Annotated in this window: 24 protein-coding genes; 15 read left to right on the top strand and 9 right to left on the bottom strand. The window is 57.3% G+C overall.

The window, feature by feature from the left end:
• Positions 1 to 52 precede the first annotated feature (52 nt).
• Together G403_RS0100270 and G403_RS0100265 are read left to right on the top strand one after the other, a co-directional pair.
• Entirely contained in the window at positions 53 to 685 is a 633-nt protein-coding gene (locus G403_RS0100270) for a helix-turn-helix domain-containing protein (RefSeq protein WP_027852220.1), read from the top strand.
• 142 nt (positions 686 to 827) lie between these two features.
• Positions 828 to 1,628, top strand: coding sequence for a response regulator (locus G403_RS0100265; protein ID WP_027852219.1), 801 nt, complete (start codon positions 828 to 830; stop codon positions 1,626 to 1,628).
• 6 nt (positions 1,629 to 1,634) lie between these two features.
• Here the strand turns inward: G403_RS0100265 and alr are convergent, their stop codons facing one another.
• The gene (alr, locus tag G403_RS0100260) at positions 1,635 to 2,714 is read right to left on the bottom strand and encodes an alanine racemase (RefSeq protein ID WP_027852218.1); all 1,080 of its coding nucleotides are present in this window, start codon (positions 2,712 to 2,714) and stop codon (positions 1,635 to 1,637) included.
• 24 nt (positions 2,715 to 2,738) lie between these two features.
• Positions 2,739 to 3,128 carry a RidA family protein gene (locus G403_RS0100255; RefSeq protein WP_027852217.1) on the bottom strand — a complete coding sequence of 130 codons (390 nt, stop codon included), beginning with the start codon at positions 3,126 to 3,128 and terminating at the stop codon, positions 2,739 to 2,741.
• A gap of 286 nt (positions 3,129 to 3,414) precedes the next feature.
• Here G403_RS0100255 and G403_RS0100250 point away from each other — a divergent pair, with 286 nt between their 5' ends.
• Positions 3,415 to 3,915: an Lrp/AsnC ligand binding domain-containing protein gene (locus tag G403_RS0100250; RefSeq protein ID WP_027852216.1), complete on the top strand. Its 501-nt coding sequence runs from the start codon at positions 3,415 to 3,417 to the stop codon at positions 3,913 to 3,915.
• 59 nt (positions 3,916 to 3,974) lie between these two features.
• On the opposite strand, the gene G403_RS0100245 is transcribed toward G403_RS0100250, so the two are convergent.
• From G403_RS0100245 to G403_RS0100225, 5 genes are all read right to left on the bottom strand, one after another.
• On the bottom strand, positions 3,975 to 4,709 hold the full coding sequence (locus G403_RS0100245) for an ABC transporter permease (RefSeq protein ID WP_027852215.1): 735 nt from the start codon (positions 4,707 to 4,709) through the stop codon (positions 3,975 to 3,977).
• Positions 4,706 to 5,398 carry an ABC transporter permease gene (locus G403_RS0100240; protein WP_027852214.1) on the bottom strand — a complete coding sequence of 231 codons (693 nt, stop codon included), beginning with the start codon at positions 5,396 to 5,398 and terminating at the stop codon, positions 4,706 to 4,708. Before G403_RS0100240 ends, G403_RS0100245 begins: the two co-directional genes overlap by 4 nt.
• Before the next feature lie 48 nt (positions 5,399 to 5,446).
• Positions 5,447 to 6,205 (bottom strand): ABC transporter substrate-binding protein, encoded by a 759-nt coding sequence (locus tag G403_RS0100235; protein WP_027852213.1) that lies wholly within the window; start codon positions 6,203 to 6,205, stop codon positions 5,447 to 5,449.
• A 37-nt stretch (positions 6,206 to 6,242) separates the two neighbouring features.
• On the bottom strand, positions 6,243 to 7,016 hold the full coding sequence (locus G403_RS0100230; protein WP_027852212.1) for an ABC transporter ATP-binding protein: 774 nt from the start codon (positions 7,014 to 7,016) through the stop codon (positions 6,243 to 6,245).
• Positions 7,017 to 7,257: 241 nt separating this feature from the next.
• Positions 7,258 to 7,875 (bottom strand): LysE family translocator, encoded by a 618-nt coding sequence (locus G403_RS0100225; protein ID WP_036231910.1) that lies wholly within the window; start codon positions 7,873 to 7,875, stop codon positions 7,258 to 7,260.
• A gap of 291 nt (positions 7,876 to 8,166) precedes the next feature.
• Here G403_RS0100225 and G403_RS0100220 point away from each other — a divergent pair, with 291 nt between their 5' ends.
• Positions 8,167 to 9,588: an aminotransferase-like domain-containing protein gene (locus tag G403_RS0100220; RefSeq protein WP_245578171.1), complete on the top strand. Its 1,422-nt coding sequence runs from the start codon at positions 8,167 to 8,169 to the stop codon at positions 9,586 to 9,588.
• 19 nt (positions 9,589 to 9,607) lie between these two features.
• Here the strand turns inward: G403_RS0100220 and G403_RS0100215 are convergent, their stop codons facing one another.
• Complete coding sequence (locus G403_RS0100215; protein ID WP_027852209.1) at positions 9,608 to 10,144, bottom strand: DUF924 family protein; 537 nt, start codon at positions 10,142 to 10,144, stop codon at positions 9,608 to 9,610.
• 147 nt (positions 10,145 to 10,291) lie between these two features.
• On the opposite strand from G403_RS0100215, the gene hmuQ reads away from it, so the two are divergent.
• A complete protein-coding gene (gene hmuQ / locus G403_RS0100210) occupies positions 10,292 to 10,594 on the top strand; it encodes a heme-degrading protein HmuQ (protein ID WP_027852208.1) in 303 nt (100 codons plus the stop codon).
• A gap of 7 nt (positions 10,595 to 10,601) precedes the next feature.
• On the opposite strand, the gene G403_RS0100205 is transcribed toward hmuQ, so the two are convergent.
• Entirely contained in the window at positions 10,602 to 12,506 is a 1,905-nt protein-coding gene (locus tag G403_RS0100205; protein WP_245578170.1) for a sigma-54-dependent Fis family transcriptional regulator, read from the bottom strand.
• Positions 12,507 to 12,833: 327 nt separating this feature from the next.
• Between G403_RS0100205 and G403_RS0100200 the strand changes: the two genes are divergently transcribed.
• The 10 genes from G403_RS0100200 (at position 12,834) to G403_RS24235 (ending at position 21,919) form a co-directional block, all read left to right on the top strand.
• Complete coding sequence (locus G403_RS0100200; RefSeq protein WP_027852206.1) at positions 12,834 to 13,820, top strand: thiamine pyrophosphate-dependent dehydrogenase E1 component subunit alpha; 987 nt, start codon at positions 12,834 to 12,836, stop codon at positions 13,818 to 13,820.
• Positions 13,821 to 13,858: 38 nt separating this feature from the next.
• A complete protein-coding gene (locus tag G403_RS0100195; protein WP_245578169.1) occupies positions 13,859 to 14,944 on the top strand; it encodes a 2,3-butanediol dehydrogenase in 1,086 nt (361 codons plus the stop codon).
• A gap of 42 nt (positions 14,945 to 14,986) precedes the next feature.
• Complete coding sequence (locus tag G403_RS0100190; RefSeq protein WP_027852204.1) at positions 14,987 to 16,009, top strand: alpha-ketoacid dehydrogenase subunit beta; 1,023 nt, start codon at positions 14,987 to 14,989, stop codon at positions 16,007 to 16,009.
• Positions 16,006 to 16,239 carry a biotin/lipoyl-containing protein gene (locus G403_RS0100185; protein WP_027852203.1) on the top strand — a complete coding sequence of 78 codons (234 nt, stop codon included), beginning with the start codon at positions 16,006 to 16,008 and terminating at the stop codon, positions 16,237 to 16,239. Before G403_RS0100190 ends, G403_RS0100185 begins: the two co-directional genes overlap by 4 nt.
• A gap of 10 nt (positions 16,240 to 16,249) precedes the next feature.
• Positions 16,250 to 16,945 (top strand): 2-oxo acid dehydrogenase subunit E2, encoded by a 696-nt coding sequence (locus G403_RS0100180; RefSeq protein WP_036231907.1) that lies wholly within the window; start codon positions 16,250 to 16,252, stop codon positions 16,943 to 16,945.
• A 5-nt stretch (positions 16,946 to 16,950) separates the two neighbouring features.
• A complete protein-coding gene (locus G403_RS0100175; RefSeq protein ID WP_051298283.1) occupies positions 16,951 to 17,700 on the top strand; it encodes a lipoyl protein ligase domain-containing protein in 750 nt (249 codons plus the stop codon).
• 55 nt (positions 17,701 to 17,755) lie between these two features.
• Entirely contained in the window at positions 17,756 to 18,292 is a 537-nt protein-coding gene (locus G403_RS0100170; RefSeq protein WP_027852200.1) for a twin-arginine translocation signal domain-containing protein, read from the top strand.
• Positions 18,293 to 18,308: 16 nt separating this feature from the next.
• On the top strand, positions 18,309 to 19,889 hold the full coding sequence (locus G403_RS0100165; protein WP_027852199.1) for a GMC family oxidoreductase: 1,581 nt from the start codon (positions 18,309 to 18,311) through the stop codon (positions 19,887 to 19,889).
• A 162-nt stretch (positions 19,890 to 20,051) separates the two neighbouring features.
• Complete coding sequence (locus G403_RS0100160) at positions 20,052 to 20,639, top strand: VOC family protein (protein ID WP_027852198.1); 588 nt, start codon at positions 20,052 to 20,054, stop codon at positions 20,637 to 20,639.
• 47 nt (positions 20,640 to 20,686) lie between these two features.
• Entirely contained in the window at positions 20,687 to 21,919 is a 1,233-nt protein-coding gene (locus tag G403_RS24235) for a HupE/UreJ family protein (protein ID WP_027852197.1), read from the top strand.
• Position 21,920 lies beyond the last annotated feature (1 nt).

Below are 21,920 nucleotides of genomic sequence, written 5' to 3'. Positions count from 1 at the left end.
AAGTATACTTTAGGAAACAATGTTTCCCGATGTATATGCGGCGGAGAGCTTGATGGCCGATCACCCCCACTTTCTACAGGCAGACAAACAGAATCTTCAGGTTGAGCGCGCCGGTACCGATGCGCGTGTTGAACCACTGCAACTGGGGCAAAGAGTTCGAGAGATCCGGCTGAGCCAGAACCTCACACTGGAAGAGGCCAGCCGGTTGACTGGCCTGGCTCGCTCGACTCTTTCCAAAATCGAGAACGAGCAGATCTCGCCGACCTTCAGCGCCGTGACCAAGCTGGTTAACGGCCTGGGGATCGACATGCCTCAACTGTTCACCCAACCCAAACGCAACCGCAGCGGTGGCGGCAGACGGGATATTACCCGTCATGGCGAGGGCCTGCCTCACCCAACTCCAACCTATGAACATGAGCTGCTGGCAACGAATCTCTCTGCCAAAAAGATGATCCCTTATCGCACCGTTGTGCGCGCCCGCACCTTCGATGAATACAAGGACTGGGTGCGTCACGACGGGGAAGAGTTTCTTTATGTACTCAGCGGCGAACTGATGCTTTATACGGAGTTCTACGAACCACTGCGTCTGAGCACCGGAGACAGCGCCTACTATGACTGCGAGATGGGTCATGCGCTGGTTTCAGTCAGCGACGAGGACGCATCGGTGATCTGGGTCACCGCTTAAATGGTTCGAGCGCTGGAAATCACGCCCACTTGCCGATAAAGTCTTAATCGCACTCAGTTTGTAATGTTATTCGTGGTTCACGAATCACGAGTAATACGCAGTACTCAGCTGCGCAAGTACTATAACAACCAAGGTAAGAGCGATGTCCAGGATCAGTACCGATGATCTGCATATTCTGTTGATCGAACCCTCGACCATGCAGCGCAAGATCATCATGCACCAGCTTGAGGATGAGCAGGTGATGGCAATCGATGCCGTCAGAACCAAGGCTGAAGCGCTGGAGATCCTTGACCGCATCCATCCCGACCTGATTATCAGCTCGCTCCACTACGAGGATGGCTCCGCCGACCAGCTACTGAAGTTTATCCGCTCGGATGGTGCCAAAGCCGATATCCCCTTCATGCTGATCTCCAGCGAAACCCGGCGTGAACAGCTTGAGGTATTCAAGCAATCCGGCGTGGTCGCCATCCTGCCCAAGCCGTTCAACCGCGATCATCTGGGCGCGGCCCTTAACGCGACGTTGGACCTGCTGGGTAACGATGAAGTCGATCTGGAGATGTTCGATATCGATTCGGTGCGTGTCATGGTGGTCGATGACAGCCGTATGGCCCGCCGTCACATTCTCCGCGTGCTGCAGAACCTGGGGATTCGACACTTGGTGGAGGCAGTGGATGGCAGTGATGCCATACGGAAGCTTCAGACCGAGATGGTTGATCTGGTCGTCACCGACTACAACATGCCCGAGGTCAACGGTGCGGAGCTGGCCAGTTTTATCCGCCACTCGGAAATGCACTCACACATTCCAATCATGATGGTGACCTCAGAGGCACATGAGGCGCATTTGAAGAATATCCGCCAGTCCGGCGTTGACGCCATGGCTGACAAGCCGTTTGAACCGGAAACGGTCAAGCAGATGCTGGTTAGCCTGCTCGACCGTCAATAACCGGCGTTACTCGCTGTAATAGCGAGGCACACGGGGCGTCAGACAGGTCACCATGGTGTAGGGGATAGTCCCGCACCAGGTGGCAACCTCCGCCGCCGACAACGCTTTACCAAAGAGCTCAACCCGATCACCGATGTTTACATCCGGCACATCGGTCACATCGATGGTCATCATATCCATGGACACGCGCCCGGCTACAGCCGCCCGTCGTCCGTGGATGACCACAGGCGTACCATTCTGAGCATGGCGTGGATAGCCATCACCGTACCCCATGGCGATGGTTGCGATGCGCGTTGGCCGCTTACAGACAAAGGTTCCACCGTAGCCCACCGCTTCACCCTCAGCCACATCGCGCAACGCAATCACCTCGGTGGTTAGCGTCATCGCAGCCTGAAGCTGATCCGCCACTCGTTGAGATTCGGTGAAGGGTGTTGCGCCATAAAGCATCATCCCGGGGCGAAGCCAGCTGCGGTGAGCCCGGGGCCAGGCCATAACGGCCGCCGAATTGGACAGGCATGCACCCAACTCAGCGGCTCCCGGAATCGATTCAAATCGCTCGATCTGCTGTGCTGTCGCAACCTCCGCCGGCTCATCGGAGCGAGCGAAGTGGGTCATCAGGATCACCTCTTCACAACAGGCCAGGCGCTGGAGACGCTCGACCATTTCGGGCACATCGGCAGGATCGAAGCCAAGCCGATGCATGCCGGTATCCACCTTCAGGAAGACAGGAAACCGACTGGAAAACGAGGCTTTCTCCAGCGCTTCCACCTGATGCAAGGAATGAACGGCCACCCAGAATCCAAACTTGTCTACCAGTGGCAGTTCCTGCTCATCGAAACAGCCCTCAAGCAGCATGATCGGTAACTTAATACCGCTTTCACGCAACTCCAACGCCTCCTCGATGCAGGCAACGCCGAACGCCGGCACCTCTGCTTCCAATGCCCGCGCCACGGGTATTGCACCGTGGCCGTAAGCATTAGCCTTGATGATAGCAACCGCCTTCGCGTCCGGCGCTTGAGCGCAGGCCAGCCGGTAGTTATGCCGGATAGCCTCCAGGTCGATATCAGCACGCACTTTTCGACTCATTGTCCCTCCTCCGCTTGGTGGGCTTTATTCGGCGGTGACCAGCACGCCTTCGATCTCGATATCCACGCCCTTGGGCAGCGACTTCACAGCAAATGCCGCACGCGCCGGGTAAGGCTCACTGAAGTAACGCTGCATGACGGTGTTCACCTCCGCAAAGTAGTCCATATCGGAGAGCAGAATGGTGAGCTTGACCATGTCGGCCAAGGATCCGCCTGCGGCTTGAGCCACAGCACTCAGGTTTTCGAAAACCTGCACGGCCTGCGCTTCAAACGACTCGGTGACCACTTCCATGGTTTCCGGTACCAGCGGTATCTGGCCTGACATATAAACGGTGTTACCAACCTTCACCGCCTGGGAGTATGGGCCGATCGCCGCCGGCGCCTTGTCGGTACTGATAATGCTTTTATTCGACATGATTGTTCCTTTAAATCAACTGGAGATGTGGTGTCAGAAGAGCGGAGGATCCGACTCGCCTATCTTCTCCCATGCCCGGGCTCGATGCCAATCTCCAGCCGTCAAACGGATGCAACAGAGCGACTTATCTTGTAGCATCGAAGATACGTTTTATGACCGCCATAAGCCTGTCGGTTGGCCGGGAAAACATTCTAAGGGATCAGCAAGATTATTTTTTTGTGAATTTGGCTATAAATCGCTAAAATAGCCTACAGTTCACAATAAAATCGAAATATATGACCACATTATGGCTTCTGTGCAGAAAACACGAAAACTCGACCGCATCGACCGCAACATCCTGACTATCCTGCAACAGGAGGGACGGATCTCATATACGGAGCTGGCGGATCGCGTCGGTCTCTCCACGACCCCCTGCATGGAGCGTGTCAAACGCCTGGAGCGAGACGGCGTGATTACCGGTTACCATGCCCGTGTAAACCCGGAGATGCTCGATTACAACCTGCTCGTGTTCGTTGAAATCGCCCTCTCCTATCAGTCACCGGATGCGTTCGAGAAGTTCAACAAGGCGGTAGAAAGCCTGCCCTATATCCTGGAGTGCCACCTGGTTTCCGGCGATGCCGATTACCTGCTCAAGGCACGGCTGCATGATATGTCGCAATACCGGGAGCTGCTCGGACAGATGCTGCTGACACTGCCCGGCGTGAAGAACTCGAAGAGTTATATCGTGATGGAAGAGGTGAAGGAGCAGTCGGTCCTGCCTACCAACGTCATTAATAGCGACGCCTGAGCAGCCAACTTTCCCGGCATACGCCTTCGGCTACTGCCGGGCTACACGGGCTTTCAGCCCTACTCCGCCAGACGCGGGTCGACCTTGGCTACTTCGTCGGGACCACGGTAATGCTGGTGACGGTTCAGCCGTCTCTCCAGCAGACGGAACCCGCCAATCATAATCGCGCTGATTACCAGATAGAGCATCCCCGCCGCAAAGAATATCTCTAGCGGTGTATAGGTCCTGGCGATGATCGTCCTTGCGGCACCAGTGATATCCAATAGGGTAATGGTCGATGCCAGCGAGCTGCTTTTGAGCATCAGGATCAGCTCGTTGCCGTAGGCCGGGAGGACTATACCAAACGCGCGGGGCAGAACAATTCGGCGGATTTTCAGCGCTTTACTCATACCAAAGGCATCCGCAGCCTCCAGCTCACCCTTGGGGATGGCCTGGATGGCTCCCCGAATCAACTCGGCCGAGTAAGCCGCCGTATTCAGGGTAAAAGCTATAATCGCGCACCAGTATGGCTCTTTCAAAATCGGCCAGAGCGCCGACTCCCTCACGGCATCAAACTGAGACGAGCCGTAGTAGATCAGGAAGATCTGGACCAGAAGCGGCGTTCCGCGAAAGAAAAAGATGTAGCCAAACGGCAGGATTCTCAGCCACCGATTAGGCGAAGCCCGCATCAGAGCCAGGGGCACCGCCAGCAACAAGCCGAACAGTCCCGACAGAAATACCAGCTCCAACGTTACCCAGACGCCATCCAGCAGGCGCGGGAAGTAATCAATAATGACATCCCAGCTCCAATTCATGCCGCACCTCCACGCGCAGCGGGATCTGCCGTACGCTCAAGCCAGGTTGTTGTCAGCGTGGATAGCACGGTGAGTCCCAGATAGATCAGCGCCGCTGCCATATAGAAGGTAAAAGGTTGTTTGGTGGAGCCCGTCGCGACATAGGCCTGACGCATCAGGTCGTTTAAACCCACAACCGACACCAACGCGGTATCCTTCAGCAACACCTGAAACAGATTACCCAGGCCCGGCAACGCGAGACGCCAAACCTGCGGCAGGATAATGCGAAAGAAGGTTTTCAACGGTGTCATGCCCAACGCTTGGGCGGACTCCCACTGTCCTTTGGGAATCGCTTGAATAGCCGCGCGAAATACCTCTGTCGCATAGGCACCGAAAGCGATGGATAACGCTGCCACACCTGCGGCAAACGCACTGATCTCGATATATTCGGTGTACCCAAACTGCTCGGCGATCGCCATCAGCACCATGGAGCCGCCGAAATAGATCGTCAAGACCAGCAACAGCTCCGGGATGCCTCGGATCAACGTGGTATACAGCGTTGCCAGCATCCGCAACGGTTTAATCGGCGACAGCTTGGCAGCCGCCCCCAGCAAACCGAACAGCAGCCCAAACAACAGACTGGTCAGCGCCAGCTTGATCGTTACCCAGGTGCCCGAGAGCAGCAGGTCACCAAAACCGAGTAAATCCATCGATTGAATATTCCGAAACGGGCGCTCCAACGGAGCGCCACCGATAGATCAGTAGATCGAGAACGGGAAGTAACGGGCGTTGATCTCAGCGTAGGTGCCGTTCTCGACAATCGCTGCAATCGCTGCACTGAGCTTATCCTTCAACCCATCTCCCTTGCGCACGGCAATCGCGATCTTGTCGTCGATGTCGATATCCTCACCTTTGAACTCAAACCCTTTGCCATCTTCACTGCGCAACCAGTCATAGGCCGGGAACTTGTCAGACAGCAGTGCATCCAGACGGCCTGCGGCTAAATCCAGGTATGCGTTGTCCTGCGTGTCATAGAGCTTTACGTTAACGCTATCGGCCAGATTATCTTCCAGGTACTGCCCAGCTACGGTCGCGCGCTGCGCCCCAACGGTCAGCCCTTTGAGGCCCTCTTTACTGGTATCCAGCGTCTTACCTTCAGGCCCGACGAATGCCAGAACGTTAGAGTAGTAAGGCTGGGTAAAGTCCACGACGCGCAGACGCTCTTCGGTAATCGACATGGAAGCAACAATCGCGTCATACTTACGGCCCAACAGTCCGGGAATAATGCCGTCCCAGTCCTGAGCGACGATTTCACACTCCGCCTGCATCTGCTCGCACAGCGCTTTCGCAATCTCCACATCAAATCCGACCAACTCACCCTGCTCATTGGTCATATTGAACGGTGCATAGGCGCCTTCGGTGGCGATCCGGATCTTGTCGGCAGCCGAAGCACTCAGACTACCCAGCGCCGTTACAGCGGCCAGCGATGCAACAGATATCAGTTTGCGTAGTTTCATAGCGTTTTCACCGTCTTCTTGGTTTTTTGGATAGGTATCAGGCGTGACTTGCCATGAAGTCACGGACCCGTTGTGATTTCGGGCGGTCGAACACATCTTCCGGCGGCCCGGACTCCTCAATCTGCCCTTGATGCAGGAAGACCACCTGGCTGGAGACCTCGCGCGCGAAACGCATCTCGTGGGTCACGATCAGCATCGTCCTCCCCTCTTCAGCCAGAGATCTCATGACCGCCAACACTTCGTTGACCAGCTCAGGGTCCAGCGCAGAGGTCGGCTCGTCAAACAACAGAACCTGCGGTTCCATGGCCAGTGCACGCGCTATGGCGATACGCTGCTGCTGCCCACCAGACAAATTAGCCGGGTAGGCATCGCGTTTTTCCAGAAGCCCGACACGATCGAGCAATGCTTCGGCACGTGCGTAGGCCTTATCTTTGGGCAGACCCAGGACCTGGGTCGGTGCCTCGATAATATTTTCGACGATTGATTTGTGGGGCCAGAGGTTAAAATTCTGAAACACGAACCCGATCCGCGAGCGCATTCGCTCTAATTGGCGGGCATTCACTGCACGAAGGTCACCGTTTTTGTCGGCCTTCATCTCCAGCTCTTCACCGGACACCCGGATCTTTCCCTGGCTGGGACGTTCCAGCAGATTAATACAACGTAGCAGCGTACTTTTGCCGGAACCACTGGAACCCAGGATGGAGATCACCTCACCATCACCGGCACTTAAGGAGACCCCCTTGAGCACCTCAAGCGAGCCAAAAGACTTGTGTATATCGATCAGTTCAAGGGCGGTTTTTGTTTCGGTCATTCCCCGGTTCCGTGCAGCAACTTCTGACCGCAGAGTCAGATAAACCCCCGATTCTGCCACTCAATCGTATTAAGGTCATCCCCTATTTTGTGCTTTGAGTCAGTATAAGGGACGCTTAAGGGATAGTTGGATTTTCCGCAAATAGCAAAAGATAAGTCCCGGCAAGCGGCTTACGCCGCCTGCCGGGCTACAGGCAACTGTTTTTGTACCCTGGATGCAAATCAGGGCATAGGTTTGAGTATCAAACCAGGATCATCACGACACAGGCCGCGGTTAACCCACCCATGCCCCAATTGAAGCAGCGCCAATGGGTTGGTGTTTTCAACAACCGGCCGATGGCTACACCAAACCCGGCCCACATTGCGATTGATGGCAGGTTCGTTAACCCCATCAAGACGATCAGAACCAGTGCCGAACTCAGAAACGCATCCCCGGTGAGGGTAAATGACGCAATTCCGGAAATTGTCATCACCCAGGCCTTGGGATTTGCGAACTGAAACGCGGCCGCCTGCCAGAATGTGAGTGGCCGGCGACGATCCGACGGTTCTCCCTGCTTCGGAGGCGGTGCCGTTGCAATTTTCCAGGCTAACCAGACCAGATAGAGACTGCCAACAACCTTTAACAGGGTTTGCAACGCGGGCCACTGCTGAAACAAGGCCCCCAGCCCCAGCGCCACTCCGCTCATCAGGACCATACACCCCACCGTTATGCCAAGCATATGAGGCAATGTGCGCCAGAAACCGTAATTTGCCCCGGACGCCGTCAACATCATGTTATTGGGGCCAGGCGTTGCCGACATGCTGAAAGCAAAAGCGATGAATGGGCCTGCGATAGCCGCTAACTCAGTAGTAGAGATCATGCCCCGGCCCCTCACTGTCTGTAAGTATCTGGTTGGGTTTGGATCGATTCATGAAAGAAGATCGAGCCATAACAACTGCCGGGCGCACAGCGTGAGACATCATTGGAATAACCGGAATCATATCGACCTCCTTAAATTGTATCGATTCAATTTCCCAAAACAATGAACAACACCTCTTAACAAGAGGTACAATTCAATCTACACAGCAGATAAAAGGGTTACAATAAACACTTTGAGACCGTTACAATTCATTGTCATGATGACAATTCCAGTAACTGACAGGAGAGCGGTTTGAGCATTCAAGCAAGAGCCCGGAGCCGATGCAGCTGGCTACCGGAACTCGACACGCTGTCGGGCCCGATCTATAAGTCGGTAGCGGATGCGCTGGCGGCATCCATAGCCGACGGCACACTGGAGCCCGGCGCCCCGCTGCCGCCACAGCGCCTGCTGGCCGATGCGCTTGGCGTTACGGTCGGTACTGTCACCCGGGCTTATCGGGAAGCGGAACGCCGAGGTTTGGTAGAGGCCAGAGTCGGCAGCGGGACGCGCGTGCGTCAGGTTGGATCGCAAACGCCGGACTTTCATCATCTTTCCAAGGCCGATGGGGACAGTATCGACCTGTCACTGAGCATCCCGATTCCTTCAACAACACGGGCTCAGCAACTCAGTCAAACGCTGACCAAATTAAGCAGTCGACCTGATTTAATCGCACAGTCACTCAGCTATCAGCCCGAACAGGGTTCACCGGCTCAGCGTATGCAGCTTGCCCAGTGGCTCACTGCACAGGAGCTGCCGATGAGCGGCGAAGAGCTGATTCTGACCACCGGTGGCCAGCATGCCGATTTCCTGGCCCTGCAGACACTGATCCGGCCCGGAGAGGCGGTCGCATCAGACGCCCTGACTTATCCGGGTATGATTGCCGCGGCACGGCAACTGGGACTGAAACACCTGCCGGTGCCGATGGATCGTGAGGGCATGCGACCCGATGCACTGGAGAAGCTGTGCCAGCGCCAGCGTATTCGGCTGATCTATCTGATGCCGGAGCACAACAATCCCACCGCCATTCAAATGAGCGAAGCCCGCCGCAGGGCGATCGTAGAGCTGGCTCGTCGTTATGATCTGTTGATTCTTGAGGATGGTGTCCAGTACGTGAGTCCGGCATTGCGCGGTACCCCTTTTTACCGCCTGGCACCGGAACGTTCGCTGTACATTTTCAGTGTTTCAAAGATACTCGCCGGCGGATTGAGGTTTGGCGCCTTACGGGCACCCACTGCATTGATTCCCCAGCTCAGTGCCGGTCTGCGCGCGGAGTGTTGGTCTACACCGGGACTGATGGGCGCAGCCGTCTGTGAATGGCTGACCTCCCCAGACGCGCAGGAGCTGATCGACTGGCAGTGGCGGGAGCTGGAGGCGCGCCACCGGCTGCTGGAGCAACATCTGGCGGGCTATGACTTTCTGGCCCACCCGTGCGGGTTCCAGGCCTGGCTTCATCTGCCTGACCCCTGGCGCGCCAGTGACTTTATCACTCAGGCAGCCAGCCGCGGCGTTACTCTGGTAAGCCCCGAACCCTTCTGCGTGGGCAGCCAACCCGCCCCGCAAGCTGTCAGAATATGCCTGACACCGCCCCCACACCGAGAGCAGCTCGGAACAGGGCTGCAGCGGCTATCCGAACTGTTGGCGGAGGGGCCGCGACCCAGCGCACCGTTGGTCTGATGCAGCAACGCACCCGATATCAGAACGAGGATCCCGGCTGCTTGAGAAACTCAATCTCTTCCTGCGTCGACTCGCGCCCCAGTATCTCGTTTCGATGTGGATAACGCCCAAAACGGTCGATGATCGCCTTGTGACGGAGCTCATATTCCAACGAGTCGGTCTGGCCGGTGGAACGAAACAGTTTCTCCGCAACCTGGTGGATCAAGGCGGACTCGGAATGCATATAAGGCATGTAAAGGAAAGTCCGCTGCTTGGGCGTAAGCGCGATATCCGCCGCTGCAGACACAGCTTCCTGCGCGAGCACAAGCGCCATATCATCCTGGGCAAAGGCATCAGGGGTGTCCCGGTGGATATGGCGGGAAAACTGATCCAGCATGATGATCTCGGCCAGACGTCCATCAGCCACCCGCCGCCAGCCAAACAGCTCACTTTTCCTGGCCTTCTCGAACAACGCCCCGAAGCGTTCAGTGATCAGTTGATCCAGCGCCTCATCTTTTTTCCACCATTGCGCTGGCGTCAGTTCATCAAACCAGAACTCAAGCACACTGCGATACATCCCACTCTCCTTTGGTTAACTCAGGGTCGAGGATACCGGGTTGTCATAACGCTTTCGAGACCAACGCGTACGCCTGTTGCCTTTCTAACCCGGCGTTAGCAGAGTTACACTGCCTCTTTTAAAGCAGCACATTTCTGAGGATTAGTCATGTATATCGCCATGAATCGTTTCCGGATCGCACCGGGTAAAGAGCAGGATTTCATCGACATCTGGAAGAACCGGGAAACCCATCTCAATGAGGTGCCGGGCTTCAAGAGCTTTAACCTGTTGCAGGGCCCGACCACCGAGGAGTGCACGCTATTCGCTTCTCACAGCGTCTGGGCGTCAGAGGAAGCCTTCGAGAATTGGACCAAGTCCGAAGCCTTCCGCAAGGCACACGCCAATGCCAAACCGGCCAAGGATATCTACCTTGGGCCGCCGCAGCTGGAGTGCTTTAACAGCGTGCTGTAACACCGATTTAATTTAGACTGTACTTTTTGATCTTCCGGTGCAGTGTGGAGCGGCTGATGCCAAGGGCTTTGGCCGCCCTTGATACCACCCAGCGATTTGCTTCCAGCGTACTGAGCAGATGACCGCGCTCCCCCTCCTCGTCGGCGGTCCTGGCGGGTATTCCCAGGGAAACCATGCGCTCGGGAGGATGGTCCGGGAGGTTTGAAATAGCCGCTCTGTTTTCCAGCGGTCTGCTCAGCACCTCCTCGGGCAGGTCCTGCGGGTAAATGCGCTCGCCATCAGACATACAGAGCGCAAACTGCAAAACGTTTTTCAGCTGTCGGATATTCCCCGGCCACTCATAGGCGGTCAAAATCCGGCGTACCTCATCTGAAAGCTCGATCTTTTGTTCACTGATCTCGTCAAGCACTCGGTCAATCAGCTCGGCTTTATCCGCACGCTCTCGCAACGCAGGCAGTTCTACACGGACACCGCTGATACGGTAGTAGAGATCCTCACGAAATCCGCCATCGGCGATCAACTGCTTCAAATCACGGTGGGTTGCCGTGATCACGTGCAGATCAATGGGTACCGCCTTGATCTCCCCCAACGGTGTGATCTCGCCCTCGGCCAGCACCCGCAGCAGACGGGCCTGGAGCGCAAGTGGCATATCGCCAATCTCATCAAGGAACAGCGTTCCGCCATGGCTGGCCTGAATTTTACCGACTTTGCCGCCTTTCAAACCGCCGGTAAATGTACCGGCACTATAGCCAAAGAGCTCACTTTCAATCAGCGACTCGGGAATTGCCGCACAGTTAAGCGTTACAAAAGGCTTTTCAGCACGCTGACTGCTGTCATGGATCGCCCGCGCCCACACCTCTTTGCCGGTACCGGTTTCACCCTGCAGCAACACATTGATCCTGCGATTGATAACGCGCTGACAAATTTCCGCGTTGCGCGCCAGGCGATGATCGCCACCGGCAAGCTGAACAAGCGGGTTATTGGGGTCTCTGCTCAGCGGTTTGGCGCTGATTTCAGCCCGTGTCACTGAGGGTGATGTCAATACTCGGGAGTCCAGGCAGCTCAGCCACATCACGTGTGAGTCGTCGCCCAGCCCCGCACACCGACAGGGTTCCCGGTGAAGCTCCTCAAGCGTTACGCCGAAAAGCTCCGACAAGCCCAGGCCGATCATCTGGGCGCGCTCACTGACTCCAAGCAACATCAACGCCGGCGTGGTAATGCCGATAACGGTTCCCCCGTCATTGGTGGCAATCAGTGCACTGCTCAGTGATGGATCACCCTCCCGTCCCCAAACGATCGACAGCAGGTGTGCCGAACGAAAGGCGTAGCGGAACATGGCCGCTTCTATCTGGTCCGCACTGTCACACACCAGATTCTGCGCCAGTCCCTGCAGCTGTTTCTCGCCCTGAGCGTAAGTAGAGATATCCAGCGCGCCGATCATCTCTCCGTGGGGCGAGATCAGCGGCGCGGTGGAGCAACTGAAACGGCGCAGCTCCCGGCCAAAGTGCTCCTGAGCATACACCGTGAGCGCCTCGCCGGTTGCCAGACAGGTACCCAAGCCATTGGTACCCACCAGCTCCTCACTCCAGACCGTGCCGACACGCATACCATGCTCTTTGAGCTCTTCGCCCTGCTGGGTATCGATAAACTGCCTAAGCACAACGCCACGGGCGTTGGTGACCAACACACAGTAACCGGAGTTACCCCCTACCTGTCGAAGGCGTTGAAAAACCGGCTCTGCCACATGTAAAAGGCTGTCGAGCTCAGTCTGCTCACGTTGAAGTTCTCGGTCGGAGAGACGGGGAGGAAGCAGATCGCGCCCGGGCTCGAGCTTGTAGCGGTCGATGCAACGTTCCCAGGAACCGCGTATCTGAGTAGGTATTTCTGCCTGATCACGCTGTGATGGCAGCAATATATGTTGATCTTGGTTGTAAGTGCCCATAACTGCCTGGAGGGGCCCCTGTGTTTATAGTTATTCCCCAATCATAGAGGGTTATTTAATCACCTGTCCACCCGCGATACCCCACTCTACACACCGTCGCACGCCCTAAACCACTGTGTATCACCCACCTGCGACACTCTGTAGCAGGCCGCTTCATGAAATCTTAAAAATCATATTTATATCAATAACTTGTACTAATGGCACAAGCCTTGCCCTAGTTCTGTTAAAGGCGCGGCGTGCTACCCCGGCCCCTGCGCCATTCACTCCAAACATAAGAATATAAGGAGAGGTTTCACCATGAAGCCAAACCGAACTCAAAAACTCTGGATGTACGAACAGATGCACACCAGCCGTTATTTCGAGGAGTGCATCGAGAAAATATACATGGAGGGCAAATCACCCGCCTTCAATATGGCCAACGGTCCCATTCCCGGCGAGATGCACCTGTCCAATGGCCAGGAACCCTGTGCCGTCGGCGTGTGTGCTCACCTTGAAGCGGGCGATGTGGTCACCTCAACCCACCGCCCCCACCATGTCGCCATTGCCAAAGGCGTGGATCTAGACGGCATGACGGCCGAAATCTTTGGCAAAAAAACAGGCCTTAGCGGCGGACGCGGCGGCCATATGCATATTTTCGATGCCGACGTGAATTTCTCCTGTTCAGGCATCATCGCCGAAGGTATGGGGCCGGCGGTCGGTGCCGCCCTCTCCCGCCAGCTACAGAAGAAAGCCGGCGTTGCTGTCGCCTTCCTCGGTGAAGGTGCCGCTAACCAGGGCGCCTTCCATGAGTCACTCAACCTGGCGGCGGTCTGGAAGCTGCCTGTGATCTTTGTCATCGAAGACAACGCCTGGGGCATATCGGTGGCCAAAAGTACATCCACCGCCATCGAACATAACGATGCCCGCGCCGCTGCCTACGGCATTCCCGGCCATTACATCCCCGGCAACGATCCGCTGGCGATCTTCGAGGTAGCCGGTGAAGCGATCGACCGCGCCCGCCGGGGTGAGGGCCCTTCCCTGATCGAGATCGAAACTTACCGCCTGGCAGGCCACTTCATGGGTGATGCCGAAGGATACCGCCCCGACGGGGAGAAAGAAGCCCTGTTTGCCCGCGACCCCATCCCGAAAATGCGCCAACACCTGATCGACACAGAGAGCTGGACCGAAGAGCAAGATCAGGAGCTGGTCCAGAGAAGCCATGAGCGTGTGGATCTGGCCATCCAATTCGCTCGCGACAGTGAGTATCCGGCCCCTGAAGAAGCGATGGAGAAGGTATTCGCCTGACCCCCGAACTGATCAATGGCGACAAGAGGATAACAACAATGAGCCAGACATCTACTATGCAAGCGGCCGTGTGGCACGGTCGTCAGGACATCCGCGTCGAGCCGGTTCCCCTCCCGGACCACCCCCAACCGGGTTGGGTACAGATTAAAGTGCACTGGTGCGGCATCTGCGGCTCCGATCTGCACGAATATGTGGCCGGTCCCGTGTTTATTCCCACCGACGAACCCCACCCTCTGACCGGTATCAGTGGCCAATGCATTCTCGGCCATGAGTTCAGCGGCGAGATAACAGCCCTTGGCGAAGGCGTAACCGGCTTCGGACTGGGTGATCGTGTCACCGCCGATGCCTGCCAGCACTGTGGCGAATGTGATTATTGCAAGCGCGGTCAATACAACCTGTGTCAGAAACTGGCCTTCACTGGCCTGATGAACAATGGCGCTTTCGCCGAGTACGTCAATGTTCCGGCCGATCTGCTTTATGCCCTGCCCGATGGATTTCCCACCGAAGCCGGCGCTCTGATCGAGCCGCTGGCCGTTGGCATGCATGCGGTGAAGCAGGCCGGTGACCTGCTGGGCAAAACGGTGGTGGTGGTCGGTGCCGGAACCATCGGCCTGTGCACAATCATCTGCGCCCGTGCCGCCGGTGCCTCCCGGGTTATCGCCCTGGAGATGTCGGAGGCCCGCAAAGCCAAGGCGCTGGAAGTGGGTGCGCATGAAGTGTTCGACCCCTCTGAATGTGATGCCGTCGAACAGACCCAACAGATCACCCGCGGCTACGGCGCTGATGTCGCGTTCGAATGCATCGGCCACAAGGACACCGCCAAACTCTCGCTCGACCTGGTTCGCAAAGGCGGTAAATCAGTACTGGTGGGAGTCTTTGAGGAGCCAAGTGCATTTAACTTTTTCGAGATCGTTGCCACCGAAAAGCAAGTGATCGGCTCTCTGGCCTATAACGGCGAGTTTGCCGATGTCATCGCGATGATCAATGACGGTCGCATCGATGTACGCCCCCTGATCAGCGGGCGGATCCGGATCGGTGAAATCCTTGAGAAGGGTTTTAAGGAGCTGGTCGCCAACAAGGATCACCACGTCAAGATCATCGTCAGCCCCAATCAGGCCGCGTAGGCAGGCTATCGGGTCCAGATAATAGACAGAAGGAGCAACACCATGACCGTTGCCACTAAAGAGAGAAAACTGACCATCGCTCGGGCCATGGCAGAAGCCATTGCGCAGGAGATGCGCGTGGACGAACGCGTATTCGTGATGGGTGAGGATATCGGCCCCCTGGGCGGTGTCTTCGGCAACACCCGGGGTCTGCACGACGAGTTCGGCAGCGAACGGGTACGCGACACCCCCATCTCGGAAACCGCCTTCATGGGCGCCGCAGTAGGCGCTGCGTCCGACGGCATGCGACCGATTGTCGAGCTTATGTTTGTCGATTTTTTTGGCGTCTGTTTCGATGCCATCTACAACCTGATGGCCAAAAACACCTATTTTTCCGGCGGTAAAGTACAGGTGCCGGTGGTACTGATGACCTCCACCGGCGGCGGTTACTCCGACGCCGGCCAGCACTCCCAGTGTTTGCACGCCACCTTTGCCCACCTGCCGGGCATGAAAGTGGTTGCCCCCTCCAACGCCTACGACGCCAAGGGGCTGATGACCGCGGCCATCCGCGATAACAATCCGGTGATTTTCATGTTCCATAAGGCATTGCAGGGGATGGGCTGGCTCGGCACCGAAAAGGACGCCATTGTCCACGTTCCCGAGGCGTCCTATACCGTTCCCATCGGTAAGGCAGCCGTGGTTCAGGAAGGTACCGATGTGACCATCGTCGGCATTACCTCCGGCGTTCACCACGGCATCAAAGCGGCGCGCAAGCTGGCCGAGCGCGGCGTCAGTGCCGAAGTCATCGACCTGCGCTCACTGGTACCACTGGATCGCGACACGGTGATCGAGTCGGTACGCAAAACCGGACGCCTGATCGTTGTGGATGAGGACTACCAGAGCTATGGCGTCAGTGGCGAGATTATCTGCACCGTTGCCGAGCAGGGCGTAGCGCTCAAAGCCGCGCCCCAACGTGTCGCCTACCCCGATATTCCAATTCCCTTCTCCCGTCCCATGGAGCAGTGGGCCCTGCCCAATGCCGACAAGATTATTGCCGCTTACGAACTGATGGAGAACAACGCATGAGCACTGAAGTACGGGTACCGGAAAACCTCTGGGAAGAAGACAGCGAAGCCGTTATTACCAGCTGGCTGGCCAGCGATGGCGGGGAGGTCAGTGAGGGCGAAATGATCGCCGAGCTGATGGTTCAGAAGATCCAGTATGAGCTGTCAGCGCCCGCCTCCGGCACGTTGAAGATCATCAAGGATATCGACGACGTGGTCGACAAGGGCGACCTCGTTGCCACCATCGATTGAGGAGCGTGATATGACCGCACAACCCACTATCGAGCAGAATCCGGGCCGCGTGATTCCGCTGCGCGGCATGCGGGGAATGATCGCCGACAACATGCGCCGCAGCCTGGATGAAGCCGCCCAGTTGACCCACCACGCCGAGTGCGATGCCACCGAGCTGTTTGCCACCAAACAGCGGCTGGCTAACCAGGGAATCAAGGTTTCTATCGAAGACCTGGTGGCCCAGGCGGTGATCACAACGCTTGGCGAACACCCGGGCCTCAACGGTCGGGTGGAGGGGAAAGAGATCCGCCTGCATGACGCCATTCACTTGAGTCTGGCGATGGCGCTGCCCGGCAATCTGCTGGCAGCGCCAACGCTGTTCAACGCCGGTGAACTCTCGCTGATGGAGCGCAGCGCCGCTCGGAAAGAGCTGGCTCAGCGTGCCAAAGAGAACAAACTGAGCGTCCCGGAAATGACCGGTGGCACTTTTACGCTGAGCAACCTGGGGCTATCCCGCGTCCAGTTTTTTACGCCCATCGTCAATCTGCCGCAGATTGCCATTCTGGGGATTGGCGAGACGCGCCTGCAGCCCCGGGTCATGTCGGATCTCAGCGTCGAACCGCGCCGTGTAATGGGCCTCTCTCTGAGCTTTGATCACCGGGCAGTCGACGGTGCACCGGCCGCCGCCTTCCTGACCGATCTCTGTAACCTGATCGAGAAAGGGTGAGCGCCATGAATGCACCGGCAGTCGACTTTGATGCCCCACGGATTCACCCAACACAGGAGATCCTCTCTCCGTCCGAGGGACTGGAACGCGAGATGGCCCTGCTCTCGGCTGTCAGCCGTGGAGAGGTTCGGGCCGGCTTTCTGATCTGGCGGTGCAGCCAGTCGTTGGTGGTGCCGCAGCGGCTGACCCGTCGGCCGCAATACGCCATGGCGGCTGGACGGATGATCCTGGATGGCTGGCCGGTTCAGGTCCGCGCCACCGGTGGCGACCTGACCCCCCAGTCGCCGGGGCTGATCAATGTGGCACTGGCGTTTCGCAGCAAGCGCCACAAGGGCGCCATTCACGACAGCTATATGACGCTTTGTCGCCCCCTGATTGAGCACCTCGCCGGGCAGGGCATCGAGAGCCACTGTGCCTCGGTAAACGGCGCTTTCTGCGATGGCGATTACAACGTTGTGGTAGAGGGCCGCAAGCTGGCCGGCACCGCCCAGCGCTGGCGCCGTCTGGAGTCCGGAGTTTCGGAATCGGACAACGAGTTTGCGGTGCTCTCCCATGCGGTCGTGCTCTGCGAGGCTGAGCTCGACTGGCTCTGGCAAGCCGGCAACGCCTTCTATCACCACTGCGGCATGGCCCCCTTCATCCGGGCGGAGCGCCATGTATCCCTGGCTGAGCTGCTGCCCGGCAGATCCAACCTGCTCGGCGAAACCATCGAGCAACTGGAGGCACGATTCAGCCGTTACGTCGAAACACTCTGATCCGCTTAAACAGCAAATAAAGCGACATCCAATAACAAGTAGAAATGGAGTCACCATGAAAAATACAACAGAAAAACCAGCGACCGACCTGAGCCGTCGGCGCTTCCTCGGCCGCTCCGGCATCGCCGTGGCAGGGCTGGGTATCCTGAGCACCGGCCTGCTCACACCCACCGCCTGGGCCGCTTCAGCCGTGGGCGAACATGGCAGCGCCACACTGCTGCGCATGGCCCGCGATATCTACCCCCACGACACCCTGGAAGATAAATATTACGCCGCGGTTCTGACCCCGCTTGCCCATAAAGCCAATGCCGACACGGCACTCAAAAAACTGCTCGCTGAAGGCGTGAAGGAGCTGGATCAGCGCAGCCAGCAGCTGTTCGCCCGCAACTTCCTCGAACTCGAAAATGAGCCGGATCGTGTTTTCGTACTACGCGCCATGGAAGACAGCTCCTTCTTCCAGCGCATCAAGGGCGATCTGATGATGGGTATCTACAACAACCCGGAACTCTGGCCCCGTTTCGGCTACGGCGGCTCCGCCTGGGAAAAGGGCGGTTACATCAACCGGGGTTACGACAAGATCGACTGGCTTTGAGTGGGAGTAACAAATAATGACTACACAATTTGATCTCAATGATGACAGCCTGGTTGTAATCGTCGGCTCCGGCGCGGGCGGCGGGACCTTGGCTAACGAGCTGGCCCAGAAAGGTATCAGATCTGTCGTACTCGAGGCGGGCAAACGCTTCAAGCTGGACGATATCGAAAATGACGAGTGGAAGATGTTCGGCAAGATCTCCTGGCTCGACAAACGCTATGTGGAAGGTCCCGCCCGACTGGCCAAGGACTTTCCCAACCTCCCGGCCTGGATCGTCAAGGGCGTGGGCGGCGCCACCGTACACTGGGCGGGTGTCGCCATGCGGTTTCAGGAGCACGAGTTCCGTATGCGCACGGAAAACGGCACCATTCCCGGTGCCAACGTGCTCGACTGGCCCATCACGCTGAAAGAGCTTGAGCCCTACTATTATAAAGCCGAGCAGAAGATGGGGGTCTGCGGCACCGAAGCCACCGGCATGCCCTTCCATGGTAAAAGCAGCCATTACAAGGTGGTTGAGGAGGGGGCCCGCCGTATCGGTGCCAAATGTGAGCAGGCGACACTGGCAATCAATACCGAAATACGTGACGGACGACCGGCCTGCCAGGTCAACGGATTCTGTATGCAGGGCTGCCGGATTGGTGCCAAGTGGTCCACCATGTACACAGAGATCCCCAAGGCCGAGGCCACCGGGCTGGTTGAGGTACGTCCCCAATCCATGGCCTTGCGTATCGAGCACGACAAGAGCGGTAAAGTCACCGGCGTGCTCTATGCCGACAAGGATGGCAACCACCATTTCCAGAAAGCACGCCTGGTCTCTGTGGCCGCAAATTCCATCGAGTCACCACGGCTGCTGCTGAACTCGGCTTCGGCCATGTTCCCCGACGGCCTGGCCAATGGTTCGGGTCAGGTGGGCCAGAACTATATGACCCACACCACCGCGGGTGTCTACGCAGAGTTCGAAAAGCCGGTACACATGTATAAAAGCACCGTGGTGCCCGGCGTCGTCCATGAGTGGAAGGATAACGATCCCAGTCGTGGCCACTACGCCGGCTACGAGCTTGAAATCTTGCACCTGGGCCTGCCCTTCATGTCCGCCTTCCTCAACCCGGGCAAATCCGGATGGGGGCGTGAGTTAGCCGACTCGCTGGCTAACTACGACAAGATGGCGGGTTTCTGGGTCTGCGGCGAAGATATGCCGGTGGAATCCAACAACATCACCCTGCACCCCACGGAGAAAGACCAATACGGCCTGCCTGTTCCGGTGGTCTATAAGACCGACCATATCAACGATACCCGCATGCGCAATCACGCCTATGACAAATCCACCGAGCTGCTGGAAGCGGTGGGCGCAAAGAAAGTGAACTATCTGCCCCCCTACCCGGCCAGTCACAACATGGGTACCAACCGCATGAGCAAATACGCCCGCGACGGCGTAGTCAATGGCTGGGGGCAAAGCCATGAGATCAAGAACCTGTTCGTCTCCGATGGCAGCCAGTTCACCACCAGTGGAACCGAAAATCCGACCCTGACGATTGTCGCCCTGGCGATCCGTCAGGCGGACTACATCGCCGAACAGATGAAACAGGGCGCTATCTAGACCCACCGTCGTCTGCCTTGTTCCCATCCCCAGAGCCTGAGAGGCATCTGTTTTGGGTGCGCCCTGCGCACCCCTTTTTCCCTTTTTGTGACTCGCGCGAGGCACAACTCCCCGCCCGAAAGCTTCGGGCTGAAATTTAAAAAAACAAACTGGAGTACCACCATGAAAGCTCTGCTCAGACATGCGCTGTTAGCCACTACCCTGCTCTGCACATCCACTTTGACCCAGGCCGCGACCCCCGGCATGCGAGGCACGGATCACTTTGGATTTACCGTCCCCGATACCGAGGAGGCGGTGGGCTTTCTGGTCGATGTGATGGGCTGTGAAGCCTTCTTCACCATTGGCCCCTTTGGCCCGTTCGAGGATGACTGGATGAAAGAGAACCTGAACGTGAATCCACGTGCCACCATCCCGGTCGCCCATCTGGTGCGATGCGGCAACGGCACCAACTTCGAGATCTTCGAGTACACCGCTCCGGACCAGAACCCCAGTCAGCCCAGGAACAGCGATATCGGAGGCCACCATATCGCCTTCTATGTCGACGACCTGGATCAGGCGATCAGCTACATGAAGGACAGGGGCGTCAAGTTTCTGGGGACGCCACACCCTTTTACCAGCGGACCACTTGAAGGCTTGACCTGGATCTACTTCATGGCCCCGTGGGGGATGCAGATGGAACTGGTCAGTGCGCCGGATGGTAAAGCCTACGAGAAAACCACCGACTCGCGCCTGTGGGACCCTCGCGACTGACCATTAACCGCCCGCCCTGCCGGGGGCGGGCTTCCGGGAAGCAAACCATGCAAAGCCTCTTTCGTACTCTACTGATACTGAGCTTCTCGCTCCTGCCACTGACCGCGAATGCCCATTTCCAGAACTTCCTCGCCCGTATCATCTACCTGACCGAAGATGCTGGAGGTACATGGATTTACGCCCGCGTCCCGATGGCATCGCTACTACTGGAGCCGGACTGGCAACAGGGCGACAACAGCCCCGCGCCTCCCTACACCAGACTCAATACCGAACAGCGACCGGTGCTGGATCTGCCGGCACTGAGCGGCGATAAACAATTACTGAAAAACCGCGCAGTCTCTTATCTGCAGATCCATCTCGAGCAGACCGGGAGCCCCGGGATAGAGCTGGAATCCGCCCGCATCGAACCCATAGCCCAACGTTCACCCTTCGGCTATTTACCAGCCATCGAACAGACGCTTCAGCCAGGCTGGTCCCTGCCTGCATCGACGCTGCTGCTGGAAGAAGCGGTGATCGACCTTAAACTGAGAGTGCCTGATACCCGGCTACAGCAGATACGGCGTATCACGAGCGCTGGCACTGAATGGCCTGTCATTCGAGACCAGTCAATCAATATTCTGACCACACCGACCGGAAAGCTGACCTCCAACGGCCCACTGGATATATCCTTTGCCGCGCCACCCGGTATCGGGGAGCGGCTCGCTACTCAATTCGCTTCCGGGGTTCACCATGTGCTTATCGGCCTCGACCACTTGCTGTTCCTGTGTGTGCTGGTATTCGGGGCCAAACAGTGGCGGCGCGTTATCCATAACTCGCTGATCTTTACCGCGGGCCACTCACTGACGCTCGGGGCAGTGGCTCTGGGCTGGTTAGCCCTGCCTCCTCTGAGCATTCCTTTAATCGAAACACTGATTGCGCTGTCGATAGTCTACGGATTTTTACGCCTGCTTCTCACACCTGACCGCCATGCACTGCCACTCTGGCAAGTCGGTATGATCGGACTGCTGCACGGTCTGGGCTTTGCCAATGTACTGGAACACGCGACGGGTCTGAAGGTGTCAGAACTGCTGGTTCACTGGGCCGGATTCAACCTGGGTATCGAAGCAGGACAAATCCTGGTGTTTGTAACGCTCGCGATTGCACACTGGGCCTCGACGCAGTTCAACTGTCTGAATCGAACACAACTCACCAAAGCTATCATCTACCCCAGTCTTGCTCTGGCACTGTTCTGGACGGTTGAAAGAGGTTTGGGGTGGGTAGAGACGCTCGGCGCAACCTGAC

The organism is Marinobacterium litorale DSM 23545 (genome assembly GCF_000428985.1).
GTDB classification, from domain to species: Bacteria; Pseudomonadota; Gammaproteobacteria; order Pseudomonadales; family Balneatricaceae; genus Marinobacterium_D; species Marinobacterium_D litorale.
The sequence above is the reverse complement of the archived record's forward strand: the minus strand, read 5'-3'. Positions and strand labels throughout refer to the sequence as shown.